At 61.4% G+C, this 24,116-nt stretch carries 27 protein-coding genes; 11 read left to right on the top strand and 16 right to left on the bottom strand.

The features are described 5' to 3' along the window. The first annotated feature begins 55 nt into the window (after positions 1 to 55). Positions 56 to 898 carry an NAD-dependent epimerase/dehydratase family protein gene (locus RhoBH5_RS16545; RefSeq protein ID WP_030536480.1) on the top strand — a complete coding sequence of 281 codons (843 nt, stop codon included), beginning with the start codon at positions 56 to 58 and terminating at the stop codon, positions 896 to 898. 216 nt (positions 899 to 1,114) lie between these two features. Here the strand turns inward: RhoBH5_RS16545 and RhoBH5_RS16540 are convergent, their stop codons facing one another. Together RhoBH5_RS16540 and RhoBH5_RS16535 are read right to left on the bottom strand one after the other, a co-directional pair. Next, a complete protein-coding gene (locus RhoBH5_RS16540) occupies positions 1,115 to 1,621 on the bottom strand; it encodes a hypothetical protein (protein ID WP_003940400.1) in 507 nt (168 codons plus the stop codon). Positions 1,622 to 1,838: 217 nt separating this feature from the next. Beyond that, positions 1,839 to 2,495 carry an alpha-ketoglutarate-dependent dioxygenase AlkB family protein gene (locus RhoBH5_RS16535; RefSeq protein ID WP_030536476.1) on the bottom strand — a complete coding sequence of 219 codons (657 nt, stop codon included), beginning with the start codon at positions 2,493 to 2,495 and terminating at the stop codon, positions 1,839 to 1,841. 94 nt (positions 2,496 to 2,589) lie between these two features. On the opposite strand from RhoBH5_RS16535, the gene RhoBH5_RS16530 reads away from it, so the two are divergent. From RhoBH5_RS16530 to RhoBH5_RS16520, 3 genes are read left to right on the top strand one after another with little or no spacing between them, the layout of a single operon-like run. Continuing rightward, complete coding sequence (locus tag RhoBH5_RS16530; RefSeq protein WP_003939956.1) at positions 2,590 to 2,934, top strand: ArsR/SmtB family transcription factor; 345 nt, start codon at positions 2,590 to 2,592, stop codon at positions 2,932 to 2,934. Positions 2,935 to 2,936: 2 nt separating this feature from the next. Beyond that, positions 2,937 to 3,419 (top strand): SRPBCC family protein, encoded by a 483-nt coding sequence (locus RhoBH5_RS16525; RefSeq protein ID WP_270008536.1) that lies wholly within the window; start codon positions 2,937 to 2,939, stop codon positions 3,417 to 3,419. A gap of 40 nt (positions 3,420 to 3,459) precedes the next feature. Beyond that, positions 3,460 to 3,888: a VOC family protein gene (locus tag RhoBH5_RS16520; protein WP_007729747.1), complete on the top strand. Its 429-nt coding sequence runs from the start codon at positions 3,460 to 3,462 to the stop codon at positions 3,886 to 3,888. Here RhoBH5_RS16520 and RhoBH5_RS16515 read toward each other — a convergent pair. The 5 genes from RhoBH5_RS16515 to RhoBH5_RS16495 are packed head-to-tail and all read right to left on the bottom strand — an operon-like array spanning position 3,851 to position 7,733. Continuing rightward, positions 3,851 to 4,144, bottom strand: coding sequence for an Ada metal-binding domain-containing protein (locus RhoBH5_RS16515; RefSeq protein ID WP_007729748.1), 294 nt, complete (start codon positions 4,142 to 4,144; stop codon positions 3,851 to 3,853). The two genes, RhoBH5_RS16520 and RhoBH5_RS16515, sit on opposite strands and share 38 nt — an antisense overlap. After that, positions 4,134 to 4,853: a 2OG-Fe(II) oxygenase gene (locus tag RhoBH5_RS16510; protein ID WP_030536474.1), complete on the bottom strand. Its 720-nt coding sequence runs from the start codon at positions 4,851 to 4,853 to the stop codon at positions 4,134 to 4,136. Before RhoBH5_RS16510 ends, RhoBH5_RS16515 begins: the two co-directional genes overlap by 11 nt. Before the next feature lie 21 nt (positions 4,854 to 4,874). After that, the gene (locus RhoBH5_RS16505) at positions 4,875 to 5,894 is read right to left on the bottom strand and encodes an ABC transporter substrate-binding protein (RefSeq protein ID WP_030536473.1); all 1,020 of its coding nucleotides are present in this window, start codon (positions 5,892 to 5,894) and stop codon (positions 4,875 to 4,877) included. Next, positions 5,891 to 7,267 carry an MFS transporter gene (locus RhoBH5_RS16500; RefSeq protein WP_270008535.1) on the bottom strand — a complete coding sequence of 459 codons (1,377 nt, stop codon included), beginning with the start codon at positions 7,265 to 7,267 and terminating at the stop codon, positions 5,891 to 5,893. The genes RhoBH5_RS16505 and RhoBH5_RS16500 overlap by 4 nt, the downstream gene beginning before the upstream one ends. A 46-nt stretch (positions 7,268 to 7,313) precedes the next feature. Beyond that, positions 7,314 to 7,733 carry a MerR family transcriptional regulator gene (locus RhoBH5_RS16495; protein ID WP_125052169.1) on the bottom strand — a complete coding sequence of 140 codons (420 nt, stop codon included), beginning with the start codon at positions 7,731 to 7,733 and terminating at the stop codon, positions 7,314 to 7,316. A gap of 132 nt (positions 7,734 to 7,865) precedes the next feature. Here RhoBH5_RS16495 and RhoBH5_RS16490 point away from each other — a divergent pair, with 132 nt between their 5' ends. The 3 genes from RhoBH5_RS16490 (at position 7,866) to RhoBH5_RS16480 (ending at position 12,275) form a co-directional block, all read left to right on the top strand. After that, a complete protein-coding gene (locus RhoBH5_RS16490) occupies positions 7,866 to 9,275 on the top strand; it encodes an ABC1 kinase family protein (protein WP_030536471.1) in 1,410 nt (469 codons plus the stop codon). A gap of 77 nt (positions 9,276 to 9,352) precedes the next feature. Then, on the top strand, positions 9,353 to 11,080 hold the full coding sequence (locus RhoBH5_RS16485; protein WP_230793260.1) for a PucR family transcriptional regulator: 1,728 nt from the start codon (positions 9,353 to 9,355) through the stop codon (positions 11,078 to 11,080). A gap of 79 nt (positions 11,081 to 11,159) precedes the next feature. Further along, positions 11,160 to 12,275, top strand: a complete 1,116-nt coding sequence (locus RhoBH5_RS16480) for an NDMA-dependent alcohol dehydrogenase (RefSeq protein ID WP_042447159.1) — start codon at positions 11,160 to 11,162, stop codon at positions 12,273 to 12,275. 58 nt (positions 12,276 to 12,333) lie between these two features. Here the strand turns inward: RhoBH5_RS16480 and RhoBH5_RS16475 are convergent, their stop codons facing one another. Both RhoBH5_RS16475 and RhoBH5_RS16470 read right to left on the bottom strand, forming a co-directional pair. Then, the gene (locus tag RhoBH5_RS16475; protein ID WP_442972463.1) at positions 12,334 to 13,356 is read right to left on the bottom strand and encodes an alpha/beta hydrolase; all 1,023 of its coding nucleotides are present in this window, start codon (positions 13,354 to 13,356) and stop codon (positions 12,334 to 12,336) included. A 173-nt stretch (positions 13,357 to 13,529) separates the two neighbouring features. Beyond that, entirely contained in the window at positions 13,530 to 14,120 is a 591-nt protein-coding gene (locus RhoBH5_RS16470; protein ID WP_003940245.1) for a GlcG/HbpS family heme-binding protein, read from the bottom strand. 184 nt (positions 14,121 to 14,304) lie between these two features. On the opposite strand from RhoBH5_RS16470, the gene RhoBH5_RS16465 reads away from it, so the two are divergent. Together RhoBH5_RS16465 and RhoBH5_RS16460 are read left to right on the top strand one after the other, a co-directional pair. After that, complete coding sequence (locus RhoBH5_RS16465) at positions 14,305 to 15,474, top strand: sensor histidine kinase (RefSeq protein ID WP_030536467.1); 1,170 nt, start codon at positions 14,305 to 14,307, stop codon at positions 15,472 to 15,474. Further along, the gene (locus RhoBH5_RS16460) at positions 15,471 to 16,100 is read left to right on the top strand and encodes a response regulator (protein WP_125052171.1); all 630 of its coding nucleotides are present in this window, start codon (positions 15,471 to 15,473) and stop codon (positions 16,098 to 16,100) included. The genes RhoBH5_RS16465 and RhoBH5_RS16460 overlap by 4 nt, the downstream gene beginning before the upstream one ends. Before the next feature lie 21 nt (positions 16,101 to 16,121). On the opposite strand, the gene RhoBH5_RS16455 is transcribed toward RhoBH5_RS16460, so the two are convergent. The 6 genes from RhoBH5_RS16455 to catA form a co-directional block, all read right to left on the bottom strand. Beyond that, positions 16,122 to 16,487, bottom strand: a complete 366-nt coding sequence (locus tag RhoBH5_RS16455) for a hypothetical protein (protein ID WP_065351503.1) — start codon at positions 16,485 to 16,487, stop codon at positions 16,122 to 16,124. A gap of 17 nt (positions 16,488 to 16,504) precedes the next feature. Further along, on the bottom strand, positions 16,505 to 17,968 hold the full coding sequence (locus RhoBH5_RS16450; RefSeq protein WP_125052173.1) for a benzaldehyde dehydrogenase: 1,464 nt from the start codon (positions 17,966 to 17,968) through the stop codon (positions 16,505 to 16,507). A gap of 153 nt (positions 17,969 to 18,121) precedes the next feature. Beyond that, positions 18,122 to 19,069 (bottom strand): helix-turn-helix domain-containing protein, encoded by a 948-nt coding sequence (locus RhoBH5_RS16445; protein WP_125052175.1) that lies wholly within the window; start codon positions 19,067 to 19,069, stop codon positions 18,122 to 18,124. 6 nt (positions 19,070 to 19,075) lie between these two features. Then, positions 19,076 to 19,357 (bottom strand): muconolactone Delta-isomerase, encoded by a 282-nt coding sequence (gene catC / locus RhoBH5_RS16440; RefSeq protein ID WP_003940264.1) that lies wholly within the window; start codon positions 19,355 to 19,357, stop codon positions 19,076 to 19,078. A 13-nt stretch (positions 19,358 to 19,370) separates the two neighbouring features. Further along, positions 19,371 to 20,492 carry a muconate/chloromuconate family cycloisomerase gene (locus tag RhoBH5_RS16435; protein ID WP_003940572.1) on the bottom strand — a complete coding sequence of 374 codons (1,122 nt, stop codon included), beginning with the start codon at positions 20,490 to 20,492 and terminating at the stop codon, positions 19,371 to 19,373. Between the two features lie 29 nt (positions 20,493 to 20,521). Then, positions 20,522 to 21,361: a catechol 1,2-dioxygenase gene (gene catA, locus RhoBH5_RS16430; protein WP_003940427.1), complete on the bottom strand. Its 840-nt coding sequence runs from the start codon at positions 21,359 to 21,361 to the stop codon at positions 20,522 to 20,524. Between the two features lie 199 nt (positions 21,362 to 21,560). Here catA and RhoBH5_RS16425 point away from each other — a divergent pair, with 199 nt between their 5' ends. Beyond that, positions 21,561 to 22,331, top strand: coding sequence for an IclR family transcriptional regulator (locus RhoBH5_RS16425; RefSeq protein ID WP_003939932.1), 771 nt, complete (start codon positions 21,561 to 21,563; stop codon positions 22,329 to 22,331). Here RhoBH5_RS16425 and RhoBH5_RS16420 read toward each other — a convergent pair. Then, entirely contained in the window at positions 22,328 to 23,266 is a 939-nt protein-coding gene (locus tag RhoBH5_RS16420; RefSeq protein ID WP_007729772.1) for an AraC family transcriptional regulator, read from the bottom strand. The genes RhoBH5_RS16425 and RhoBH5_RS16420 overlap by 4 nt on opposite strands. A gap of 273 nt (positions 23,267 to 23,539) precedes the next feature. Between RhoBH5_RS16420 and RhoBH5_RS16415 the strand changes: the two genes are divergently transcribed. Next, entirely contained in the window at positions 23,540 to 24,109 is a 570-nt protein-coding gene (locus RhoBH5_RS16415) for a flavin reductase family protein (protein WP_007729773.1), read from the top strand. Positions 24,110 to 24,116 lie beyond the last annotated feature (7 nt).

Here is a 24,116-nt window from a genome sequence, read left to right as displayed (position 1 = left end):
AATCTCAACGATACGTCGAAAGAGCCCGCAGCAACGCTCTCGACACGGACACACCGTGACGACTCTGGTACTCGGGGCCACTGGTTTCATCGGCTCCGCAGTGATGAAACAGCTGGTTTCCCGCGACGGAAACGCTGCAATCGGTTTCGTTCGCACGGCCACCGCAGCCAAACAGTTCGGCCGTGAAGGAATCGCCACCGTGATCGGCGACATCAACGAAAGTGCTTCTCTACGACTTGCAATGAGTCAGGCGTCGACCGTCATCTGTTGCGTGTCGTACGTGGGCGACGACGAACAACAGTGCGTTCACGTCAACCAACACGGCGTACAGAACGTTGCGTCGATGGCCGCCGACGTCGGCGTCGAACGCTTGCTCTACGTCAGTACCGCGGCCGTGTACGGGCCGGGACCGTTTCGAGACTTGCCGGTCAACGGCGCACCTCTCAGCCCCTTCTCACCTGCCAGTCGCACGCGCGCTCTCGCCGAGAAGTTCGTGCGCGACGCCGGAGGCCTGGTCGTCCGGCCGCATCTCGTGTACGGACCCGGCGACAGATGGTTTCTTCCGACACTGACGCGAATTGTCTCTCGCCTCGACTCGATCATCGACGGCGGTAGCGCTGTCCTGTCGGTAGTCGACGTAGACCTACTCGCCCGATCCATCTACGAGTTGTCGATAGAACAGCAATTTCGCTACGGCTCAACACTTCACGTCAACGAGCCTGTCCCGCGGACAGTCATCGACCTTCTCGAGCAACATGCACGGGAGACCAACTGGACTCTGCCCCAGAACTCTATCCCCCGCGCCGACGCGGTGAAAGCTGCTGCCCAGCTGAGTCTCGACATGCACCAGATCGACATGATCAGCCTCGATCACTGGTTCCGGTCGAGACTGTACTGATGGCACACGGATCACTCCTGCCAAAACACCTGTCTCCCAACTTTTTCAGCCCTCTCTATTGTTCAGCCTCAGCAATCAATACGACCTATTTCGCAGTCACTACAGGCAAACAGAGAGCTCTGATCGACGAAAACCACAGCTACACAAAGACGGCAGTGATCGCGCCCGACACCGATTCTCTCGGGCAGATGGCGATCCACAGTTCCACTACCGGTGTCAGCTCCCGAAGTTCATGCCAGGGGTTGATGTGGGCGCACCAGCGCTGGGCAGTGAGACCACCCAGGATGCCTGTTGCACCGCGTATGTGGTGTACGGGAACATCGCCAGGTAGGGCTCGAGTCCTGGATAGTCCGATACCCACATACTCGTCGGTTCATCGACGCTGCCGCAGGATGCCAGGACGACGTAGGAGCCGTCCGGGATATCGTTTATCGTCTGAACTGTTGTGCCGGTGGGGATCACGCCGCTCTCGTAGATCGTCTGTCCCGGACCGATCGTCACTTCGATCGGTGGCAGCACTCCGCCGGGCGCGTTCGCGAGCGAGGTGCTGCATTGCAGAGCTCCACCCGAATTGTTGGTGATGGTGTTGCTCACGGTCGAGCCGGAAGCACTGTAAGCGAAGGTGACGTCGGCAGCTGTGGAAGCTGAGGCCAGCGAGGGAGCAGCCATTGCCAACGGAAGAGCTGCAGCACCGATAAGGGCCGCTCGTGTGATCGAATGCATCGAATCTCCATCTCGTTCAGCCTGAAACGTCGTCGGTTGATCTTGACATGAAACGAGACCAATTGGACGGATTCAACGAAGGTTGATGCCTTAACTAATGACCACAGTTGGTGACTATTTCAGAATGACCTGGGATGTCGATAAAATGAATGCCCGTTTCTTCTCCGAGCGCTGCCCACCGATCCTCCCATTCGCGAGGCCGAAATCAACCTGAAACTCAGGACATCCCGGTATCGCGCAGCGTGATGTTCAACCGTCCGGACGGCAGACCTATGTCGGGACTTGCACTTCCCGCAATAACTTTCGGCACTCCGTGATATGCGAACCGAGACTCTCCACCGAAGACGAAGAGATCACCCGAATGGAGTTCGACATCGGTGTACGGCTTGTTCCGGTTCTCGGAATTCCCGAATCGAAAGACACAACTCTGCCCGACACTCAGTGAGACGACGGGAGCGTCGCAGCGCTCGTCCTTGTCCTGGTGCATTCCCATCCGAGCGCCCTCGTCGTAGAAATTGATCAGCGCGGTGTCCGGCGTGTACCGCTCCCCCGCAGTCGGATCATCATAGGCAGCGGCAACTGCGGCCCGGCCGAGATCGACGAGCCAGTCAGGCACCGCTGCGACAGGCGCACCGTTCACGTCGTCGGCGATGCGCGTGTACTTGTACGGCTGCCAATGCCAACCGAGACAGACTGTTTGCACCGACATCTTGTGCCCACCAGGGACAACAGCGGAGCGCATCGGTACGGGTGCGGTCGCCCACCGTCGGCACTCGGCCACCAAGAAGCGTTGCTGTTCGACGCTGAGCCAATCCGGAACGAGGATCGCCCCCGGCGCCACTTCCAATCGTGGCCGAGGAATCAGAGCGTTCATGGTTTCCACGCTAATCGGTTTCGAAGCATTGACACCCTCGGCATGGGCTCGTACCATAATCAACAGGTTGGTTGATAAAGGAGATGGTTGACAAGTGATCGTGGATCCAGGGGCAGACGAGCGTCTCGACAAAGCGTTCATGGCGCTTGCCGACCCGGTACGACGGCGGATCATCGCCCGCCTGAGCACCGGCCCCCAAACGGTCAACGAGTTGGCCGAGCCGTTCGAGATCACGAAACAGGCCATCTCCAAACATATTCAGGTACTCGAAGCCGCGGGTTTGGTCACTCGCAGCCGCGAAGCCCAGAGGCGGCCGGTACATCTCAACGCCGCAACTCTCGAGGCTTTGACCGCCTGGATCGACCGCTATCGACTGATCCACGAACAACAGTTCCGCAAGCTCGATCACCTACTCAGCACCACACAGAAGGAGACTTAGCCATGGCTACCACCAATCCCGTCACCATCACGGTTCCTGAGGGCGTGCCGTACATCGACATCACCCGCGAATTCGACGCACCCGTCAGTGCCGTCTTCGCAGCTCATTCGAATCCCGATCTGGTCAAGCAGTGGCTCGGCCCCAACGGATACGAGATGGAGATCGACGAATACGAGTTCGTGAGCGGCGGTCGATACAAGTACGTCCATCGCAACCCCGAGGGCGAAGAGTTCCGGTTCAACGGTGTATTTCACGTCGTTCGCGAGAACGACTTTGCCATCCAGACCTTCGAATACGAGGGATTTCCCGACGTCGTCAGCATCGAATCGATCACGTTCGAGGATCTGGGCAACGGACGCACCCGCCTCTCCGGCCATTCCGTATATCCGAGCCTCGAAGCGCGAGACGGAATGATCGAGAGCAATATGGAGCTCGGCGTCACCGAAGGTTACGAACGCCTGGACAAGATCGTCGCACAACTCTGACCACCTGTTTGCCCGAACCTCGTCAGCGAAAGGCAGTTTCATGGACTGGACCCTCGAAGTAGTCATCGTTCCCGTCAGTGACCTCGACCGCTCCATCGAGTTCTACCGTGACAAGGTCGGTTTCGATCTCGACCACCACACCGTCAACGAACACATGACGGTCGCCCAGCTCACTCCGCGTGGTTCAGGCTGCTCGATCGTCATCGGGAACCTGCCGTCGCAGACCGAGATGACCCCTGGTTCGTTGAAGGGATTGCAGTTGGTCGTGGCCGACGCTGCAGCGGCTCGCCAAGAGCTCATCGGCCGCGGCGTCGATGCCAGTGAGGTCACCGTCTTCGACGAGCGTGACGGGGGCACCTTCTTCGGATTCGCCGACCCGGACGGCAATACCTGGGCTGTCCAGCAGCTGAAGGTCCGCGGCGACAAGCCGCTCATTCCGAAGGAGTACCGCGACCGCTTCGGCGCGTAGCAACTGCCTTCCAGGCTGCGTAACCTTCGGGCATGCAGACGGCACAGGGGCGATAGCCGGCCGCAATCGCGGTCGGCTCGTCCGCGAAGAACACCCGACTGGCGACATACCCGCCACGCGCGATTGCCTGCGCGGCCCCTCGACAGTCGAGTCGCCCGTAGATCTTCGTTTTCCGGTGCCCGCCAAGCACACCGGGCGTCGAACTCTCGTAGGGTTTGTTGCGAGCGTCGCGGAGAATGTACGTCTTACTCGGCATCGTGAAGCACCAATCCCAATGTTCGACGCGTACCCGAGTGCACCACGCTGACACCATGTCGCACAGGGGCTCTCGACCACCCGCGAGAACTCTGCACCGGTCGATCCCGCGTGGTGAAGATCAACGCGTGACCTTGCTCGAGAACTGTCACCGTCCCTTTCGACTGGGCGCGCGGCCGCTGTTCCACGAGCAAGAACTCGCCGCCGACGTGGTCGATGCGAGGTCTGTCGAGCCCGATCACGACTTGCAAGGGAAACACCAACTCTCCGTACAAGTCCCGATGCAATGCATTCCAGTCACCAGGTCCGTAGGACAGAAGGATCGGGGTAGGGCGATTCTGACCGGCGTCGTGACACTGATCGATCCATTCTTCGAAAGAATCCGGCCACGGTGCACCCTCGCCCAGCTTGAACGCCCACTCCCGCGCCACGGGCAGGAGGTGTCGGTAGAAGGCGGATCGCATAGCCGTGATCGGCTCCGGTACGGGATCACCGAAGTACCGGTACTCCCCTTGACCGAAGCGGTATCGAGCCATGTCGACGGTGCTCCGGAACCGGTCGACCTCCGAGTACCAGGAAGCAATTTCGCGACATTCCGACTCGTCGAGTATCGGCGTCGTCTGGGCACACCCACTGGAGTCGATTCCCTCGATCAGCGCAGGCCAATCGAGGGAATCAACTCGAGCAGACAGATCGGTGAAGAGGTCCATACGTCGTAGACGACGCGGCGGTCAGGAATGTGAGAATGCCAGCAGCTGGTCAGCCAGATCGTTGTACGTACGGGCGATCCCGGCATAACTGAGCACGGGTTCCGGATTCCAGGTGCCGATCTTCCCCCCCTTCACCGCGGACAAGTTGGACCACGCAGGATTGGCGCCGAGCGTATCCAGTTGCAAACTGGACGGGCGATCGTCGAGGAAGATCATGTCGGCCGGATAGTGGTCCGCCATCTCCCAAGCCAGTTTCTCGACGTAGACCGACGATCCCTCGGCCGGATCGACGACGGCAAGGCCCAATCCCGCCAGATCTGCAAGGATCGGGAAGCCCGAACGACTGACACGAATCGTGTCCGGATCTGCGGACGCGAACAAAACCTGTGAATTATTCAGCGAAGAAGCAACTTCGGAGATCCGTGCACGCGCAGCGTCGTAGTCTTTTCGCTGAGCCTCCATATCCTGGTCCGCCCCGAGTTCCACGGCCAGTTCCACGATCTCTTGCACGGCTCGGTCGATGGTTCCTGCTGCCGTTTCCACGAACAGTACTGTCGACAAGCCTTTCACCGCATCCAAGTTCGCCTCGTCGAGTAGTGCCGAACCACGCAGCTGAGGGACTATGACGACGTCCGGCTCCAGCGCAGCGATCTTCTCGAGTTCCACTTGTCCCCAGAGCTGCCCGACCATCTCGGTCTTCGAGAAATCCAAATTGCCGGAGATGCTGGTGTCCGTTGATCCCGGCGATCGTGTAAGTGCCCCGAAAACTCCGACAGGCACCAGTCCATAATCCCACAGAGCACCCGCGATACCGGTGTAGGTGACAAATCTCCTTGGTGGTGAATCCAATTCGATCAGATTGCCGCGATCATCGGTGAAGGACCAGCCTGCATCGCCTTCGCCCCCGGCGTCTGCGTCCGAACGCGAGCAACCGGTCGCTGCCAGCGCAGCAGCCAATCCTGCTGCAGCGCCGAGGAACCTGCGGCGATTCCAGTCCATCTCGATACGCCGGTGCGGTCGTGGAGTGAACAGCGTGGTCATGTGTGTGCCCTTTCGGCGATTGGTTGAACTGTTGCAGGAGTTGACGAACGAGAAAAGAGAAGGATCGACACCAAACCCGTGAGCATTCCGACGCCGGCACAGAAGACCAACGGCCACAGCAAGGCGAACTCGTCCGGACCGACGAAGAGCGAGCCGCACAACGCAATTCCGACGGCAAGCCCGAGTTGACGCGACGAGTTGGCCGTTGCCGAAGCCGTCGCGGCGCGCTCTGCCGGGGCGTCCGACATCGCGGCACCCGGCAGCACCGGCGACACCATCGCCGAACCGACACCGGTCAGAATCAGCCCGGCGATCAGTGCGGGCCAGACCGGCTCGGTGAGAACGTACAGCATGGCCACGCAACCGATTCCGCAAAGGATCGTCCCGAATCCGAGCGACAGTCGAAGGTCGACTCGCTGAAGCCGTGATCCACACAAGGCCGATACGAAGACAAAAGCGAGCGGTTGAATCGAGAGCACGAGTGCGGCCGCCGATGCCGACAGTTCCAGCCCGTTCTGCAGCCACAGTGAAAGGACTACGAGCGGGCCGTAGGCCGCGAGGTAGTACCCGAAAGCAGCGACGAGGACGCCGTCGAATTTCAGGGATCGGAACAATGCCGGATCGAGCATCGGACTGCTGCCTCGACGCTGCCAGAACACAAACGCCGTCAGCGCACCGATTGCGATCAGGAAGGCAAGAGCTGTCGACGACGAAGCCCACCCGATGTCGCCGCCCCACGTCACGCCGAGAACCGCGGCAACGGCAGCGAGGGTGAACAAAACGATTCCGGCCCAGTCGATGTTGTCGTCGCCGCGCTCACTGTCGGCGAAACAGAACACAGCCATTGCGAGCGCCACTGCGGCCACGGGGATTCCGGAATAGAAGACCGCACGCCAGTCGAAGAACTGCGTCAGCAGCCCTCCTGCAACATTGCCGATTCCCGCCGCCAATCCAGCGACGGCACCCCACGCGGCAAAAGCCACGTGCCGATCGCGGCCCGAATATGCCTCGCCGAGCAGAGGCAGGAGTGTCGCGAACATCGCCGCACCGGCAATTCCTTGCGCGCCGCGAGCAACGACCAGAACCGTGACGTCCGGAGCAATCGCGCACACGGCCGTTGCAACCAGGAACACGACCAGTCCGCAGATGTAGAGGCGTTTGCGTCCCCACGCATCGCCGAGTGCGCCCATGCCCACAAGAAGCGCGGCAAGAGCCAGCGTGTAGGCGTCGACGACCCATGACATCGCGCCCGTACTGCCGTCCAAACCGACTGCGATGGCCGGCACCGCGATCGTTGTGATCGTGGCGTACGTCAGTAACAGGAAAGTTCCGATGCATGCGGCGATGAGCGGCAGCCATCGTCGTGCCGACATGGTCAACCTCCGGGTAGGGCGGTAAGTGCGCCCTAACTATGAAGGTTCAAGTGAACTTGAAGTCAAGCGCCGCTTCGACACGAATGTCGAGCTGCTCGAGCAACCACGGGCACTGCATCGGACGCTCTTGCCGACACGTCAGGTGATGCTCGAGGATCAGCTTCGCTCGCGTAGCAGCGGCGATCTGTGCCTCGAGTGTCGACACTTGATTTGCGAGAACCGTCGAGAACTGGTCGGACGTGGTGTCGGTTTCGATGAAGGACCGCACCTGTTCCAAGGACATTCCCGTCTCGGTGTACATCCGGATCAATGCCAGCCGGCGCAGCTCACGCTGCCCGTACCAGCGTTTACCGCCAGTTCGCGACCGCGCGGACAGCAGTCCTTCGTCCTCGTAATAACGCAAGGTCGACGCCGCAATTCCGAACGATTTTGCAACCTCGCCGATCGGGATCAAGTGCTCACGCATTCACCGATCGTAGGCTGAACGCGTAGGCGGTTCCGGCAGTTATGTGTGACTTGGCATACTGACTAACGGAAGGGGTCGCGTAAGTGATCTCACGGCAAAATGCTGGATGCGCTCGTTGAACGAGGGAGAGCTGTGCTGGATCCAACGCGACCTGTCGGGCCGTACTCGTCAGGAGTGCCCGCCACTGCCCTCGAAGTCCGCATGCCGGACCTCGAACGCTTCGGCCTCGCCCAGTTGTGGCGTTCCGCGATCATCGCCGTCGTGTTGTCGACGTCGATCATGCTGGCACTGATCGTGTGGCCTTTCCGCAAGCGTGGACGCACGTGGGCTGACGCCGCCTCCGACGGGATGGTCGACGGCTTCATCGCGCTGGGTCCCACCTTCGTCAAGCTCGGGCAACTGGTCGCGTCGTCGTCAGGCCTGTTCCCCGCCCCCGTCGCCAATGCATGCCTACGTTGCCTCGACGACGTTCCGTCATTTCCTGCCGAGCAGGCCAGAAGCGTCGTGCACGAAGACCTCGGATACTCCGTAGACGACCTGTTCGCGAAATTCGACGACGTACCTCTCGCGGCCGCGTCGGTAGCGCAGGTACACGCGTGCGTTCTGCACGATGGCCGCGAGGCCGTCATCAAGATCCAGCGTCCGGACATCTATGCGCGGATGCTGATCGACCTGAGGGCGGCGTACTGGGGCGCGAACATCCTCGAGAAGTTTGTCGAGTTCCTTCGAATTGCCAATGCCACCGCCATCATTCGCGATCTGCACAACGCAACGATGACGGAGTTGAACAGCGCGGTCGAGGCCGACCGGCAGACCACATTCCGGAACAACATCAGCGCATTCGGTGACAACAAAGGAGTCACGACACCGGAGGTGTACTGGGACTACTGTGGTCCCCGCGTCATCTGTATGGAACGCATGCGCGGCGTTCCACTGGATCGGTTCGTCGCCGGTCCGGACGGCATCGACGAAGCCCGCATGCTGATCCGACGCGGAGTGAAGGTCTGGCTCGAATCAGTCATCGTTCACGGTCCGTTCCACGGAGATGTACACGCGGGAAATTTGTGGGTCCTCGACGACGGCCGGATAGCGATGCTCGACTTCGGCATCGTCGGCGTCCTTCCCGAGACCTGGAGATCCATTCTTTCCGACATGTTCCGAGCCACCCTCATCGACGGTGATTTCGCCCGTGTCGCCCGCGGAATTCGATCCTTGGGATATGCAACCGACTACGAAGTCGACGACGATCAGCTCGGTATGCAGGTCGCAACGGCTCTGGCCCCAATTCTCGGCCGTGACCTCGGTGAACTCAAGCTCAGTGAATTGATCATGGCACTGATTCAGTTGGGCAAGCAGTGGGGTGTTGCGAGTCCCGAGGAATTGGTTCTTTTCGGTAAACAACTCGGATACTTCGAGCGATATGCGACGGCGTTGGCACCTGGTTGGGTGATCGGACAAGACCTTTATCTGTTCAAGAACGTTTTTCCAGAGGCAGTCGCCGAAAAGGTGCAGGAACTCGGCATCACCATGCCTGACGAATAAATTTGTCCCCTATTTCCTTATTCTGCATTTCGTCTGTCGGGGTTAGCCTGTAATGACCCACTGGCCGAGGAGCAAATGTGCAGCCACTTTCTGTAGCCCTCCCGCAAGCGTCGACAGGTCCGAGGAATAACGGGCCGAGTGTCGGCACCACCCTCGGCGCCCTCATGCATTCCACGGACAAGTCCGTGATCGAGCTTCTGGAAAGCCCCGACGGACTCGATGTCGAAATCCGTTCGATCGCCCTCGTCGAGTCCTCCGATATCGACGGCACCGACAGCCGTGGTGCGATCTCCGACATCTACCTCCCCGTGGGGGTTCCCGAATCGACGTTGACGCAGTGGTTGCGAAAGTTCGAAGGCAGGCCGGCGAGGCGTCGTCCGAAGCTCTTGCTCGTCAAGAATGCGCGCGAGGCGACGACGCTTCTGACCGCCGCACGCAACATCGGAATCGCAGTGGCCGCGGTACATCCGCAGGCTAGTTCCGGACACGTCTATTCACTCGTACAACGACTTCTGACACAGAGCATGTACCGTTCGCGGGCCGTCTCAGGAGCTGTGGCCGGTGGCGATTCGGATCTGTTCGCGCTCTCGGAGACGATCGCCGAATTGACCGGCGGACTCGTGACGATCGACGACACGGCACTCCATGTCATCGCATATTCAGCTGCTCACGAAGGTGAAGACGAACTCCGTCAGCTCTCCATACTGGGCCGGGAGTGGCCGATCGAATACACCGAATGGATAGAGCGCAGAGGCGTGTTCGAGCATCTCAGGCGATCGGACGAGGTCATCAGTCTGCCCTCCGAGCCGAGCATCGGAGCCGCGCACAGGTTGGCTGTGAGCATCACCCGCCCGGACCTGTCAGCGCCGACGGGTTCTGTTGCACACCAACACAATCTCGGCAGCATCTGGGTGCAGCGCGCCTCTGAACCTCTTTCCGACGACGCCCAAGCGGTATTGCGGGGTGCAGCGGCAGTCGCCGCACGCATTCTCATGCGAACCTTGGACGCCTCCAGCCGCGAGAATGCCCAATTGCAAAGGCTGTTCGGCGTTCGCTCCGGCGGAGTCGACATGCACTCGCTGGCCGGCTCCTTCGGCATCAACACCGACGGACCGTCTGCGGTCATCGGATTTGCGACATCACTCGCGCCCGGATCGAATCTCGATCGAATCACCAACGCCTTGCGCCTGCGCGCCAGCGCATTCCGCAGCGACGCGGTCACAACGATCATCGACAACCGGATCTACGTGCTGTTTCCTCAGGCCGAACACGAGGTCGCGATCAGCGACTGGGCTTACGACACCGTGGGAGTAGTCGAGGCCCGTGCGGGCATCAGCGTGCGCGCCGCCGTCGCGGTCCCGATCGCGCGATTGCACGGCGTACCCGAGGCGCGTCGAGAAGTGGACCGCGTGCTCGATACCACCGATGATCACGAAACCTCGAAGGTCACCACACTCGCGGCGTCACGCACCGCGGTGTTGCTGGGCGAGATACTCGACCTCGTTGCTGATCACGAGCGATTGCGGGACCCTCGTATCGACAGACTCGTCTCCTACGACGACAAGAACGCCTCTGACATGCAGTTCACGCTCACGGCCTACCTGACAGCTTTCGGGGATGTGAAGAAGGCCGCCTCGTCTCTGAAAGTACATCCGAACACGCTGCGCTACCGCATTCGGCGCGCTGAACAGATCATGGGCATTTCGTTGGACGAGCCGGATACGCGACTGCTCACCGAACTGCAACTCGCCATCTTGGGACGCACCCCGGACGAGTCTGAAAGATACGAAACGTCCGATCAGTGAGATAGGCCTCGAGCCCGTCCTGAACTCTCGAGTAGACAACTGAGGAAGTCGAAGAACAACTCTTACCTCAGGAGATACCTTGCGCACTCGTGGAGCCGTCATTCGCCAAGCACCAGGCACATACGAGGTGGTCGATCTCGAACTCGATTCACCCCGCAGCGGCGAACTCACTGTCAAAATGGTCGCCTCAGGCCTGTGCCACTCGGACGATCACATCGCCAGCGGCGACCACGGAGTCGGCCGCTACCCCATCTGCGGCGGACACGAAGGCGCCGGAATCGTCGTCGAGGTCGGGCCGAACACGGAAGGATGGTCCGAGGGCGATCATGTCGTGTTCTCGTTCCTCGCCGCCTGCGGCCGTTGCCGTTGGTGTGCAAGCGGAATCCAGAACCTCTGCGACAACGGCGCCGCCATCATGACCGGCAGCAGACCCGGCGAAACCTCAAGTTACAGAATGTCTCTCGACGGTCAGCCCGTCGCACAAACCTGCGGCCTGTCCACCTTCAGTGAATACACCACGGTCAGCACTCTCTCGGCTGTGAAAGTCGACAAGCACCTGCCACTCGACGCTTTGTGTCTGCTCGGCTGCGGCGTCGGAACCGGTTGGGGCGCCGCGGTCAACTCCGCTCAGGTGTATCCCGGGCAGACGGTCATCGTCATGGGCGTCGGCGGAATCGGAATCAACGCGGTGCAGGGCGCCTCGCATGCCGGCGCCGCCCACGTGATCGCGGTGGACCCGGTTGCGTTCAAGCGCGACAGTGCATTGAAGTTGGGCGCCACCCATGCCGTGGCCACCATGGAGGAAGCCACCGACATAGCGCGCTCGTTCACCAACGGCCAGGGCGCGGATTCGGCCATCGTCACCGTCGGTGTCACCACCGGAGAACATGTCGCGCAGGCATTCTCGTCGATCCGCAAGGCAGGAACCTGCGTCGTCACCGGCCTCGGGAAGATGACGGACGTCGGAATTCCCGTGAGCCTGATGGAACTCACGCTGTACCAGAAGAGAATTCAGGGATCCCTGTTCGGTGCATCCAATCCCACCGCCGACATTCCCTGGATGATCGATCTCTACACCAGCGGCAAGCTCGAACTCGACGGACTGATCACCAACCGATACACCCTCGACCAGATCAACGACGGTTTCGCCGACATGCATGCCGGTCGCAACCTCCGTGGAATCATCGCCTTCTGAGCGAGTTCTCTCCGGACTTTCGATCGAGAGCAAGTCCGGAGAGATCCTAACTACAGCTTCACCAGGCGTTCATGGTGTCGAGGATTTGTCCTCTGGCCATCCACAATTCAGCAGACCAATACGGCCACGAGTGAATTCCGGCGGGCGGAAAGCTGTACGTCGCTGGGATTCCCAAGGATTTCAGGCGAATTTCGAATGCACGCGCGTGCACCCACGAGAGCGCCTCGAGCCCCATACCCGTCGCCGTGTGGAAGTAATCGATCGGCGCAGAGGGATGATCGTACGGTCCCGGGATGCCGTTGGACGACGAAATGTACATCGACAGTCCGCGAAGCGATTCCGCGTTGACGAACGGGTCGTTGCGAAGCCATCCGGATGACCACGGCGGGCCCCACATCGAATCGACGTTGTACCGGCCGGCGTCGAACATGGCTACGCGGATCGCTTCACGCATACCCGGACCCGAGATATTGATGTAGCCGGACAGCGAGCCGGCGAACTTGAACTGATCCCGATGATGCCCCGCCAGGTTCAACGCGGCACTGCCGCCCATCGACAACCCGATGATCGCATTGTTGGTTGGTGAAACGCCATACCCTGCAAGGAAGTCCGGAAGCTCGCGGGTGAGGAACGTTTCCCACCTGTACGTTATCGGCTGAGCGTTGAAATTGGACGGCGCGTACCAATCCGTGTAGAAACTCGACTCACCGCCGACCGGCATCACCAACGTGATGTTGTCATTGCGGTACTGATCGAGTGCGTTCGTTTCGAAACTCCAAGCATTTCTGTCGTTTTGCGCGCGAAGACCGTCGAGCAGGTACAACGCGGCGTTGCCACCGCGCGCGGCCCACTGCACCTGAACCTTGATGTTTCCCATCGAAGACGGGACCCACAACTCGTCGTACCCACCCCATGGCGCCGAGCGCGCCGGAGTAGCACTCGCGGCGGTCGGACCGAACATACCGCCGAGCAGGAATATCGACAACAACGCCGCTACGAGCACCCGCACCCGCCGTGTATTGCGTTCGGGCAACGTGAATCTGATTCTCTGCAAGGTTGTGTCTTCCCCGAAACTGCGCATCAAGAAACTCGCTTCGGTAAGTGCATCGTCGGTTCCACTGTCGACGTGTTTGTCCCTTTCCGGGGGCTCCGGTGTTACAAAGTCGAGGTCATCGCAACAATCGGACAACTGTCGTGCCGAGCGAATCCAGGTGGCGAAAAGCACAATTCACGAAGCACGCTGAATGCGCTCACTCAGCCGAGTGACGAAGCGATCGCATCACGACCTGCGGCAGCACACGCTTGGTCCTGCATTCCGTCTGGAGCGCCACCGACACCGATACCGGCGATCGACCCGGCTCCAGCCTTCAATGTGACTCCACCTGCAAGGAAGAGAGTGCCGGGAAGGTCGGCGATGGTTGATCCTTCGCCTTTGGTACGCTGCGAGAGGTCACTGGTGTCGGCTCCGAAAGCTGCAGAGGTGTATGCCTTCTCGCGTGAAGCTTCCACCGTGTGCTGGGCTGCGTTGTCGCCGCGCACCATGGCGATGACATTTCCCGCGCGGTCTACGACGGAGACGGTGACGAAGCCGAGACCGTCGGCGCGGCATTTCGCCAGGGCCGCACCAGCAGCCTTCACTGCTGCGTCGGCACTGAGTCGATTCTGAGTGACAATCGCCGAATCACCGGTCGCGGCAGGCTGCTGCGTGGCAGTAATCGACGTCGTGCTCGATGCGTTCGCCACCGGTGTGTCGGTGGTCGAGCATGCGGCGCTGGCAAGGATTGCGACAACCGGAACGGCGACAGCGAGCGTACGGGGAAGTCGTGTGTAAATGCGGTGGTTCATGTCGGGCACACTTTCAATCGAATGGTTCGAAACCGTCCACTACAGCGTCGCGTCCGGGGGCGGGTGCGCACATCGGGCGCTCGGGTGACGAACCGTGCCCCCTACGGCTACCCGGATATCATCCGAATGGTTGATACGACGGCCTGGTGCCCTCCGTAACATTCGAGGGATGAGTAACGGAGCCATGAACGCCGACGCCGAACGCGGCCTACGCGGCCCGTTGGCGTATGCGATCCACGCGTCGTTCTTCGTACTGCTGTCTACATCGGGAGTTCGGTACGTCACAGTCCACGGGACCAGCGGTCGGTTCGGGGTGGTACTCGTCCTGGCCGTGGTCCTCGCCCTGCTCTACGCCGTCATGGCCACGGTGTCCTCGCGAGATGTGGTTCGCCAACGGCTGTGGATGTGGCCGGTACTGAGCGCATGGGCAGCGCTGGTCTGGCTTGCCCCGAGTTTCGCGTGGTGTGCGTTTCCCGTTCTCTTCCTTTGCATTCGTCTGTATCCGAGCAAGATCGCCTACCCCCTCGTCGGGATCCTGGGCGTCCTCGCCGGTATCGCGTTCTACCGGGTCACCGGTCGTGCCGAATTGGTGACACTTCTCGGGCCGCTGTGCACCGCGGCACTGGTCGCGGCCGCGTACGGGCAGATGGAACGAGATGCCCGAGAACGCCTTCGGCTTCTGCGTCAGGTAGCAGAAGCGCAATCTGCATTGGCAGATACCGAACGCGCTGCCGGCGTTGCCGCTGAGCGAGAGCGCCTCGCGCGCGAAATCCACGACACCGTTACCCAGGGACTGGCGAGCGCCCTTCTACGGCTCGAGGCAGCCGAACAAACGTGGAATACAACGGGTTCGCCGTCTCGAGCCGATGTCGATGCCGCAGCAGAGAACATCCGAACGAGCTTGATGCAGAGTCGCGACCTCGTCCACGATCTGGCGCCGACCAAGGGCGGTACGGGCGACTTCGACGCCTTGGTCGTGGCCGCCGCCCGCCAGTTCGTCCCGGCCGTTCGGATCCGCACCGTCGGTGAAGCCGTCATCTTGCCCTCGGACGTAGCTCATGCCGTCGTGCGAGTGGTCTCGAGCGCGTCCTCCAACATCGCCCGCCACGCTCGCGCCGAAACGGCGGGCGTGACGATCACGTATCTCGACCACTCCGTCTCCGTAGACATCTTCGACGACGGCGTCGGCTTCGATCCGGGAAAGCTCGCCGACCATTCTCGGTACGGTGGATACGGCCTGCGTGCGATGCGAAGCCGCGTCGCACAGCTCGGCGGATCGTTCACCGTGGAAAGTGCACCGGGAGACGGCACCGTCGTCGCGGCCCAGTTCCCTCTCGAACGGAGGATCCGGTGACCACCACCATTCGCGTGTTCCTCGTCGACGATCATCTGGTCGTGCGAGCCGGGCTGAGAGCGCTGCTGAACACTCAGCCGGACGTCGAAGTAGTAGGCGAAGCATCGTCCGGCGAGGAGGCGGCCACGGCGATACCGTCGGCCTCACCGGATCTGGTGATGATGGATCTGGACATGGGCACCGGCATGCACGGTGCAGAAGCGATCAAACGCCTGCGAAGCGACGGTGTCGATGTTCCCGTACTGGTTTTCACGACGTATGACACCGACGCCGACGTCGTGCGGGCCGTGGACGCCGGTGCCATCGGTTACCTACTCAAGGACTCGACTCCTGACGAGATCTTCGGCGCGGTGCGCGGCGCGCTCGCCGGGCGCAGCGTCCTCTCCCCCGCCGTGGCCTCTCGTCTCGTCCAGCAGATGCAGCGCCCGCAGGAAGCGCTCACCGCCCGTGAGTCCGAACTGCTCAGCCTGCTCGCCGAGGGGATGACCAACCGCGAGCTGGGTAAAGCGCTCTTCATCAGCGAAGCGACGGTGAAAACACACCTCGGGCACATCTACGCCAAACTCGGTGTCGATAACCGCTCTGCCGCAGTGTCCGTCGCACTACGTCGCGACGGAATACGCTGACCTCGGTGGCAGCCGAACAGCTCAGCCGCCCATCGCCTTACGCACTCCGTCGATCAGTTCGAGGAATTCAGCCTTGGGAGCAAAGTCGACATACTCCGAGTCGTCGATCGCTCCGGGAACGTGACCGGGTGCCCAGTAGAACACGTCGCCGGCATCGTAGGTTTGCCGACCTGCTTCGGAATCTGTGTAGATCCTTCCTTTCAAGACGTATCCGTAGTGCGGACATTGACAGCGCCCGCCTTCCAATTGTGCGAACGGTTCGGCGAAGTCTGCACCAGCAGGAATTTTGACGAAGTTGACGATCATGTCGCCTTCTTCTCGCATCCGCAATTCGAATTCGCCGTCCTGCAACACGATGGGAAGATCGTGAGCCGAGATGGTGCGCATAGGAGTACCTTTCGACTTCAGAAGGGGAAGGTCTGCGCCGCTGGCCGGCTGGTTCGCCACTGCCAGGCGGTGAATTCGTCCCAACTGCTTTGAGTTCCGAATCTCGCGCCGTTTCCGGAGGCACCCGTGCCACCGAATGGTGCATAGGCATCGTTGTTCAAAGTCTGATCGTTGATGTGCACGATGCCGGTACGCAGTCGGTCCGCGATCCGCTCGCCGCGTTCAACCGATCCTGTTTGAATGGCAGCAACCAGACCGTATTCGCTGTCATTGGCCGACCTGACTGCCTCGTCTTCGTCCTTGACGATCACGACGGGCGCCACGGGCCCGAAGATTTCTTCACGGAACGCGGGCATGTCCGAGGTGACTCCGGCCAGGACGGTCGGCTGATAGAAGAGCCCTTCGTATGTTCCACCGGCGCGGATTTCGGCGCCGGCCGCCTTGGTGCCCTGGACGATTCGATCGACGTTCGCAATCTGCCGCGCGTTGATGAGCGGTCCGAGAGCGACGTCGCCTGTATTGGGATCCCCGACCGGCAGGACCGCTGCGCGCTTGGCCAGCAGGTCCAGGTACTGATCGGCGACCGATTCCAACACGATGTGGCGGCCTGCGGTCATGCAGACCTGCCCCTGATGCAGGAACGAACCCCACGCACCCGCCGAGCTCGCGGCATCCAGGTCTGCGTCGTCGAGGACGATCAGCGCATTGTTCCCACCCAGTTCCAGCGAGACACGCTTGAGCGTGCGACCGGCAGTTGCCCCGACCTGACGGCCGACGGCGGTCGAACCCGTGAAGGACACCATCGCGATGCTCGGGCTCTCGCACAATGCCTGACCAGGTGCCGCGTCACCGGCGAGCACATGCAGGAGGCCTTCGGGAAGACCTGCGGACGTGAACAATTCCGCGATGACCGCACCCCCGCTGATCGCGGTTTGAACATCCGGCTTGAGAACGACGCCATTTCCGAGCGCCAAGGCGGGGGCGACAGCGCGCATGGCGAGGAGAAGCGGGAAATTCCACGGGCTGATCACGCCGACCACACCCAGGGGCACCCGGCGACCGATGCTCGTGCGCCCCTCTTGGCTGGCGGGCAGAAGGTGCCCGAACGGCTGTGTCGGCAGCGCCGAGGCTTCCCACAGTTCGGCGATGACAAGATCAACTTCGAATGCGGCTTTCCCTGGTACGGAACCACCTTCACGGATCAACCAGCGCTCCACCTCGGCTCGCTCGGCTTCCAAAATCTGCGCTGCCTTACGGATCACCGAAGCGCGAGCCTGCCCGATCGTCGCCGCCCACGCCGGCTGCGCGGCCGACGCGATGTGTGCCGCTCGATCGATATCCGCAGCAGTCGCCGTGCCGATCACACCGAGCACCTCGCCGGTAGCCGGTTCGAGCGACTCGACGGTGTCACCGCCTCCGTCGATCCATTGGCCGTCGAAAATCTTTCCGTGCCATTGCTGATGAGCGAGCAGATTCGTCATGCGTTCCTCGATTCGTAGCTTTCGCTGCGGTCCTCGCTGTTCGTGGACCTGAGCTCTTCGCGAGCCTGAAAAGCGATCTGGAACACACTCTGCCCCGGTATTCGGGCTCCCAGTTGTCGTGATCGGACACGTTTGTTGTTCGGATGCGACAGATCAGTGACGTTCGCGGACGTTCGGATCAGGCGAGTTACGTACTTCCGACGGCGCCGCACCGAATTCCGCTTTGAATGCACGCGAAAACGCTGGTGCGTCATGGAAACACCATCGTGCGGCCAGGATTGAGATCGAATGACCCCGCAGTGAGACGTCGGTGAGATCGCGGCGTACGCGGATCAACCGTTCGCGGCGAATCAGCGCACTGAGGGTCAGATCCCCGTCACCGAAGTGACGCTGAACGGTTCGCGGCGACAGGTGCAACGCACCGGCGATCGACGCGACCGAGAGGTCTGGTGAGTCGAGATTCCGAAGCGCATATCGCAAGATCTCCTCTCGCGTCGAACGTCCGGGTGTCGCGGGCGCAGATCCTTGCATCAGAACTGCCGAAGCGAGATTGACTCCAGCATCTCCGAGAAGCCCGGCTGCGCTGCCGTCGACCTGTGATGCAACAGCGCCCGAGATGAAATTTTCCAGCAATGCACCGGACCCACGCCGACCGTCGTGGGTGCGCTCGAGCGCGCAATTCAGTTCTCGCTCGGTCAGACTCACCGCACTGCGCGGTAGGGTCATGACAGTGCACGACCAGTGACCGTCGAAACGCAGCGCGTACGAATGCTCGACGTCGTAGAGAATCATCGCGCCGGGCGGGGCCGTCAACTCGCGGTCCGATTGGCGCAGTATCGCGCTCCCGGTTCGGACCGTGCAGATCTTGAGCAGATCACTACCGTGTCGCTTTGCTGCGCGTGCGCTCCGCCGCAGTATCTGCGGTGAACCGGAGATGTCGAAAGCGCCTACGTCCCCGAGACTTACGCCGCTGACCGTACCGACAGGCGCGGCATCGACGGAACTCTCGGGGCACAGGCCACCGAAGGTCTCCGACATCTCGCAGTGCCACTGCTGCACAGATTCCGGCAGGCTCGCAGGCGTGGCAGACACGGCAGACATGGCGGGCTACTTGATCGAAGATCCGTGCTGCGTCAACGGCATGACCTCGATGGTCATGTACGGGAACAGGGGCAGGTTCCAGAGAATCTCATGGAGTTCGTCAGCCGACTCGACATCGAAGATGCTGATGTTGCTGAACTGTCCCACAATTCGCCACAGATGCACCCACTTTCCCTGTCGCTGAAGGTCTTGCGAGTACGCCTTCTCCGTTGCGACGGTATCGGCGCGTACTTCCGGATCCAGGTCGCGCGGAATATCGACGTCCATCCGAACGTGAAAGAGTGCCATGTTCTTCTATCCTCTAGTTCCTGGTCCAGGTCTTGACGGCGTCCATGTTCAGTTCGACTCCCAGGCCAGGTCCGGCGGGGAGGTGCAACTGACCCTCGGAATACTTCAGGGGTTCCTGAAGCAACTCTTCACTGAAGAGCAGTGGGCCGAAAAGCTCTGTTCCGAAGTTGATTCCGGGCTCGGCGCACGCGAAGTGCAACGAAGCGGCGGTGCCGATCGGGCCTTCGATGGACGTCGCACCGTGGCACGCGATACCGGCGGCCTTGGCAATCGCGACGATGTCGCGGCTGCGCTGGAGGCCACCACATTTGGTGGTCTTGAGGGCGATGACATCGGCGGCGCTCCGGCGGGCGATTTCCAGAGCGTCGTGTGGGGTCTGCACACTCTCGTCGGCCATGATCGGAATCGGTAGAAGCCTACTGAGTTCGGCGAGGACCTCGATTTGGTCTGCCGGAGTGGGTTGTTCGATCAGTTCGACTCCACCCTCGGCGAGTTGCGGCAAGTACCGCAGGGCAGTGAAGCGATCCCACCGTGCGTTGACGTCGACACGGACTCCGGCGTGGCCGTCCAGCGCCTGCGCGATGTTGACGATGCGCGCGACGTCGACTGCTGGATCGAGTGCTCCCATCTTGAGTTTGAAGCTGAAATTGAGCCGGGATTCGAGCTTTTCGTGAGCTTCCTCGATGATCTCGTCCGCCGGCGCAGCACCCAGTGCCCACGTGACGTCGACACTCTCGCGGAAAGCCCCGCCGAGGAGCGTGTGCACGGGGACTCCCAGGCTACGCGCCCAGGCGTCGTGCAACGCCACGTCGACGGCGGCCTTCGCGAATCGTGCATTGGCAACAACTTTTTCGATGTCGGCCATGATCGCGGTGATGTGATCCACGCGCCTGCCGACCACCACGGGAGCGATGTACTTCTCGATGATGACCTGCATCGTCTCCACCGATTCGCCGCCCCACCACGGCCCGCCCGGAACGACACCTTCGCCGTATCCGATCACTCCGTCGGAGGTGCGAATCGCGACCAGCAACAACGGCTGCGCCGTCATCGACGTGGTGGCGAACTTGTGGGGGCGAACCAGCGGAACGTCGAGGATGGTCGTCTCGATGGAGACGATCGACAGGTCTGTCATCAAATCACTTTCTTCAGAGCAGTTGTGGATCAGGCCGGATCGAGCACGAAGTCGTATGTGACCCGGTTGGTTCCGTCGGCACCTGGCTTCGGATCGAGAATCAGTTCGGGCTTCGTCGCCGTTGCCACGTCGTTCTCGATCCACTCTCCATCCTTGAAATAGAGCTGGGTGGTGATGGTGCGCTTACCGGGAGCCTTCACCATGAGGTGCAGGTGAGCCGGACGCCACGGGTGCCAGCCGGCCTTCTCGATGAACCAGCCGGTGGGGCCGTCGGTCGGGATCTGGTACGGCGCAGGCTGAATCGTGGTGATCTCGAAGCGTCCCTCGTCGTCGGCGACGATCGTTCCGCGGAGGTTGCCGTCGGGGATGTGCGGCGCGAAATGGGAGTAGTAGCCCTCGTCGTCCGCGTGCCAGAGTTCGACGGTTGCACCGCCCAACCCCTTGCCGTCGAGATCGCGAACCTGGCCCTCGAAGACCAGCTTCGATCCAACCTCGTTGTCACGCATCGGAAGTTCACACTTGGCAGGCAACGTCTTGGCATCGGCAACGTAGTACGGGCCCTCGATGCTTCCCTTGGTGCCGTGCTGGCCGCGGTACGCGACCTCCTCGACGTTATGCTCGAGGAAGACGTCCAGCCACAGGGGCCACTCGCCGAACTGGCCGATGTCGATGAGCCACTGCTTGAGGACGCGGTACTCGGGGTAGGTGATGCCGTGCTTGTCGATGACGCCTGCGAGTGCCTCGAGCACGTCCTTGGCGATGGCCGAGACGCGTTCGGGCGGGGTGTCCGCGCTGACTCGTTCCTGGAGGAACTTGTCGGTGGCGGCAGTACCCGAACCTACTGCGGTGGGGCTCTCGGAAGTGGTCATGTGGTCCTCCTCGGGGCCGTATGTGGCTGTTACCGGGTGGGTGCCGTACTGCTGGGCTGCGTCGGCTCCCCAAGTTTGGATTGTACGCTCTGCGTACATCTGTTACGCTGTGCGTACGCTTGTACTGTGCGCCCAGTCACAAGGTTTGTCAACCTTCGAAGGCGCCGATCGGGCATACCCGCAGATGAAAGGCCATTCCGTGAGCGAGAACGATCGCGATTACATCCAGAGCATCGAGCGTGGATTTGCTGTGCTGACGGCCTTCGACGAGAAGAACCCCAACCCGTCGCTCGCCGATCTTGCCGCCGAAACAGGTCTCTCCCGCCCAGCGGTCCGGCGCATCCTCCTCACGCTGCAGAAGCTCGGATACGTCACCGGCAACAACAGTCGGTGGTCGCTCACCCCACGCGTTCTGAGCATCGGGCAGCACTTCTCGGCATCACATGCCTTGACGGAGGCGGCGCTCCCTCGTCTGTTGGAGATCGCAGAACACACCCACGAGTCGGCGTCGCTCGGGGTGCTCGACGGTGTCGACGTGGTCTACGCCGCGCGTGTACCCGTCCGGCGGATCATGAGCATCAACGTCAGCGTCGGCACCCGAGTGCCTGCATATGCCACCTCCATGGGTCGAGCCCTGCTAGCTTGGGCGCCAACCGAAATCGTCGACAACGTCATCGCGAACTCCACGTTCGACGCCCTCACACCCACCACGATCACCGACGAAGGCGCATTCCATACCGCCCTCCGGGTGGTGCGCGAACAGGGATACGCGCTCACATCGGAGGAACTGGAAGACGGCCTGATTTCCCTCGCTGCTCCCGTCCGCGACGCCGGTGGAAGCGTCGTCGGAGTGACAGCGTGTTCGACCTCGGCCGGACGAACATCCCCGGAAGCTTTCCGCGCCGACGTCGCGCCTTTCCTCGTCGAAAAGGCGAACCAACTCAGCGCGGACATGGGGTACCGAAGCTAGCGCCTCAACACCTCGGAAGGCAGCAATCCGTACTTACGCCGAAACGACGACGCGAACCGTCCGGTGTGCGTGAAACCCCATCTCACAGCGACATCGGTGACCGTCGTCGAGTCGTCGGCATCCACCAGATCTGCATGGACCCGCTCGAGACGGATGTCGAGCAGGCATTCCGACGGACTCCGGCCCACGTACTGCCGAAATCCCTCCTGCAATCTCCGTACGCTGACGCCCGCCACCTCCGCCATCTCGGCTGCGGTCCACACGCGGGCCGGGTCGTCGTGCATCTCGTCGAGCACCCGCTTGACGATGCGTGGCCTGGCGTGTCGCACCGCGTCCTCGCTTTCGGGCATTGCGGCAAGGACGAATGCCGTGACCACGGCGCCGGAGAGCTGACCTGCCACCAGTTCGTTGTGCAGCACGCCGACCGGGCCGAGTATCTGATCCGACAGTGAGCGAACAAATTTCAGCCATCTGGCTCCGTCGTCGCCCCGAAGATCCACCTGATCAGGCAAGTGCATTCCGGGTCGACCGAGAACCTTTTCCATCTCACGGTCGAGGTACTGACGGTCCATCCGGACTCCGACGATCTCGCAGTCCGCACTCCACCGCGTAATTCTTGTCGTGATGTCGGGTGGACATACCGTCGCAACACCCTGCGTCGAGAGCACGTGCGAGCCCGCGAACACCGACTCGAGCTCGCCCGAGAGCGGGATGTTCACCCCATAGGCACCGGGATGATCGGATTCGACGGCGACGTCAGCTCCCCACCGAATATGAGCGATCCTCAGCGGTCCCAACTCGGTGGTGCACACCCCGACTCCACTGGCCGCATGCCGAGACAACGGCGTCAGCGTGTGCGGAAAATAGGCGTCCGAAACCGCATGACACGCCTCGTCCCAGTCGCGGGGAGCAGTACCGATCATGGAGTCGACCATCGTCCTTCTTCACCTTCCAAACCCGTGACCAGCCACATTGCCGAGCAAGGGCGCTGAACATCATTGAACACTGTGTCCCCGGTCACTTCCAAGAGAAAACGGGTACGGGCCGCGATCGGGTGCGCAATCCGGATAGCCACCGCGCTGTACGGATCGACCGAAGCCTGCGCCCGCCGTACGTTCGTCTTCACTCCCGGCGCGAGTCGCCCACTACTTCCCTCCCGCACTTCGCGGCACTCTCACTCAACCGCCATCCGACAAGGAGGTCCGGTCATGGAACAAAATCAGCTTCGAGGAATCTTCGGTCAATTCGCGAGCGGCGTCACCGTCATCACCTGTACCAATGCCGACGGTCAACCACACGGAGCCACGGTCACCGCATTCACGGCCATTTCCCTGGAACCACGGCTGTGCCAGATCACGATGACTCGCAAGTCCAAGGCGTGCGGCTACCTCGGCAACGCGCCGTTTGCGGTCAACATCCTTGCCTCCGACCAAGTGGACACGGCCATGCATTTTGCCGGCCGACCGCAGCGCACCGAACCGAGGTGGATCGACGGACCGACCGCTCCCCTGCTCGACGGCGCCGCAGCAACCATCTCGTGCGTCCCGTGGAGGGAGTACGACGGCGGTGACCACATCATCTTCATCGGCGAGATCGTCGACGCTCAGTCGAGTGGCAAGGATCCGCTTCTGTTCTACCGAAGCACTTTTCACGATCTAGGCGCTACCTCGTCGACCACAGTCTGGAACGGAAGTCAGGACGACCCCCACAGCGGCTGGTTCGACGCCACCACTTCGTTCACCCCGATTCATCTTCAGCCCGCACCCCAAACGATCTGAAAGGCTT

Origin of the sequence: Rhodococcus sp. BH5, assembly GCF_027583855.1 — a bacterium.
In the GTDB taxonomy this organism is placed as follows: Bacteria; Actinomycetota; Actinomycetes; order Mycobacteriales; family Mycobacteriaceae; genus Rhodococcus_F; species Rhodococcus_F qingshengii.
This window is presented reverse-complemented; position numbering and strand designations above follow the sequence as displayed.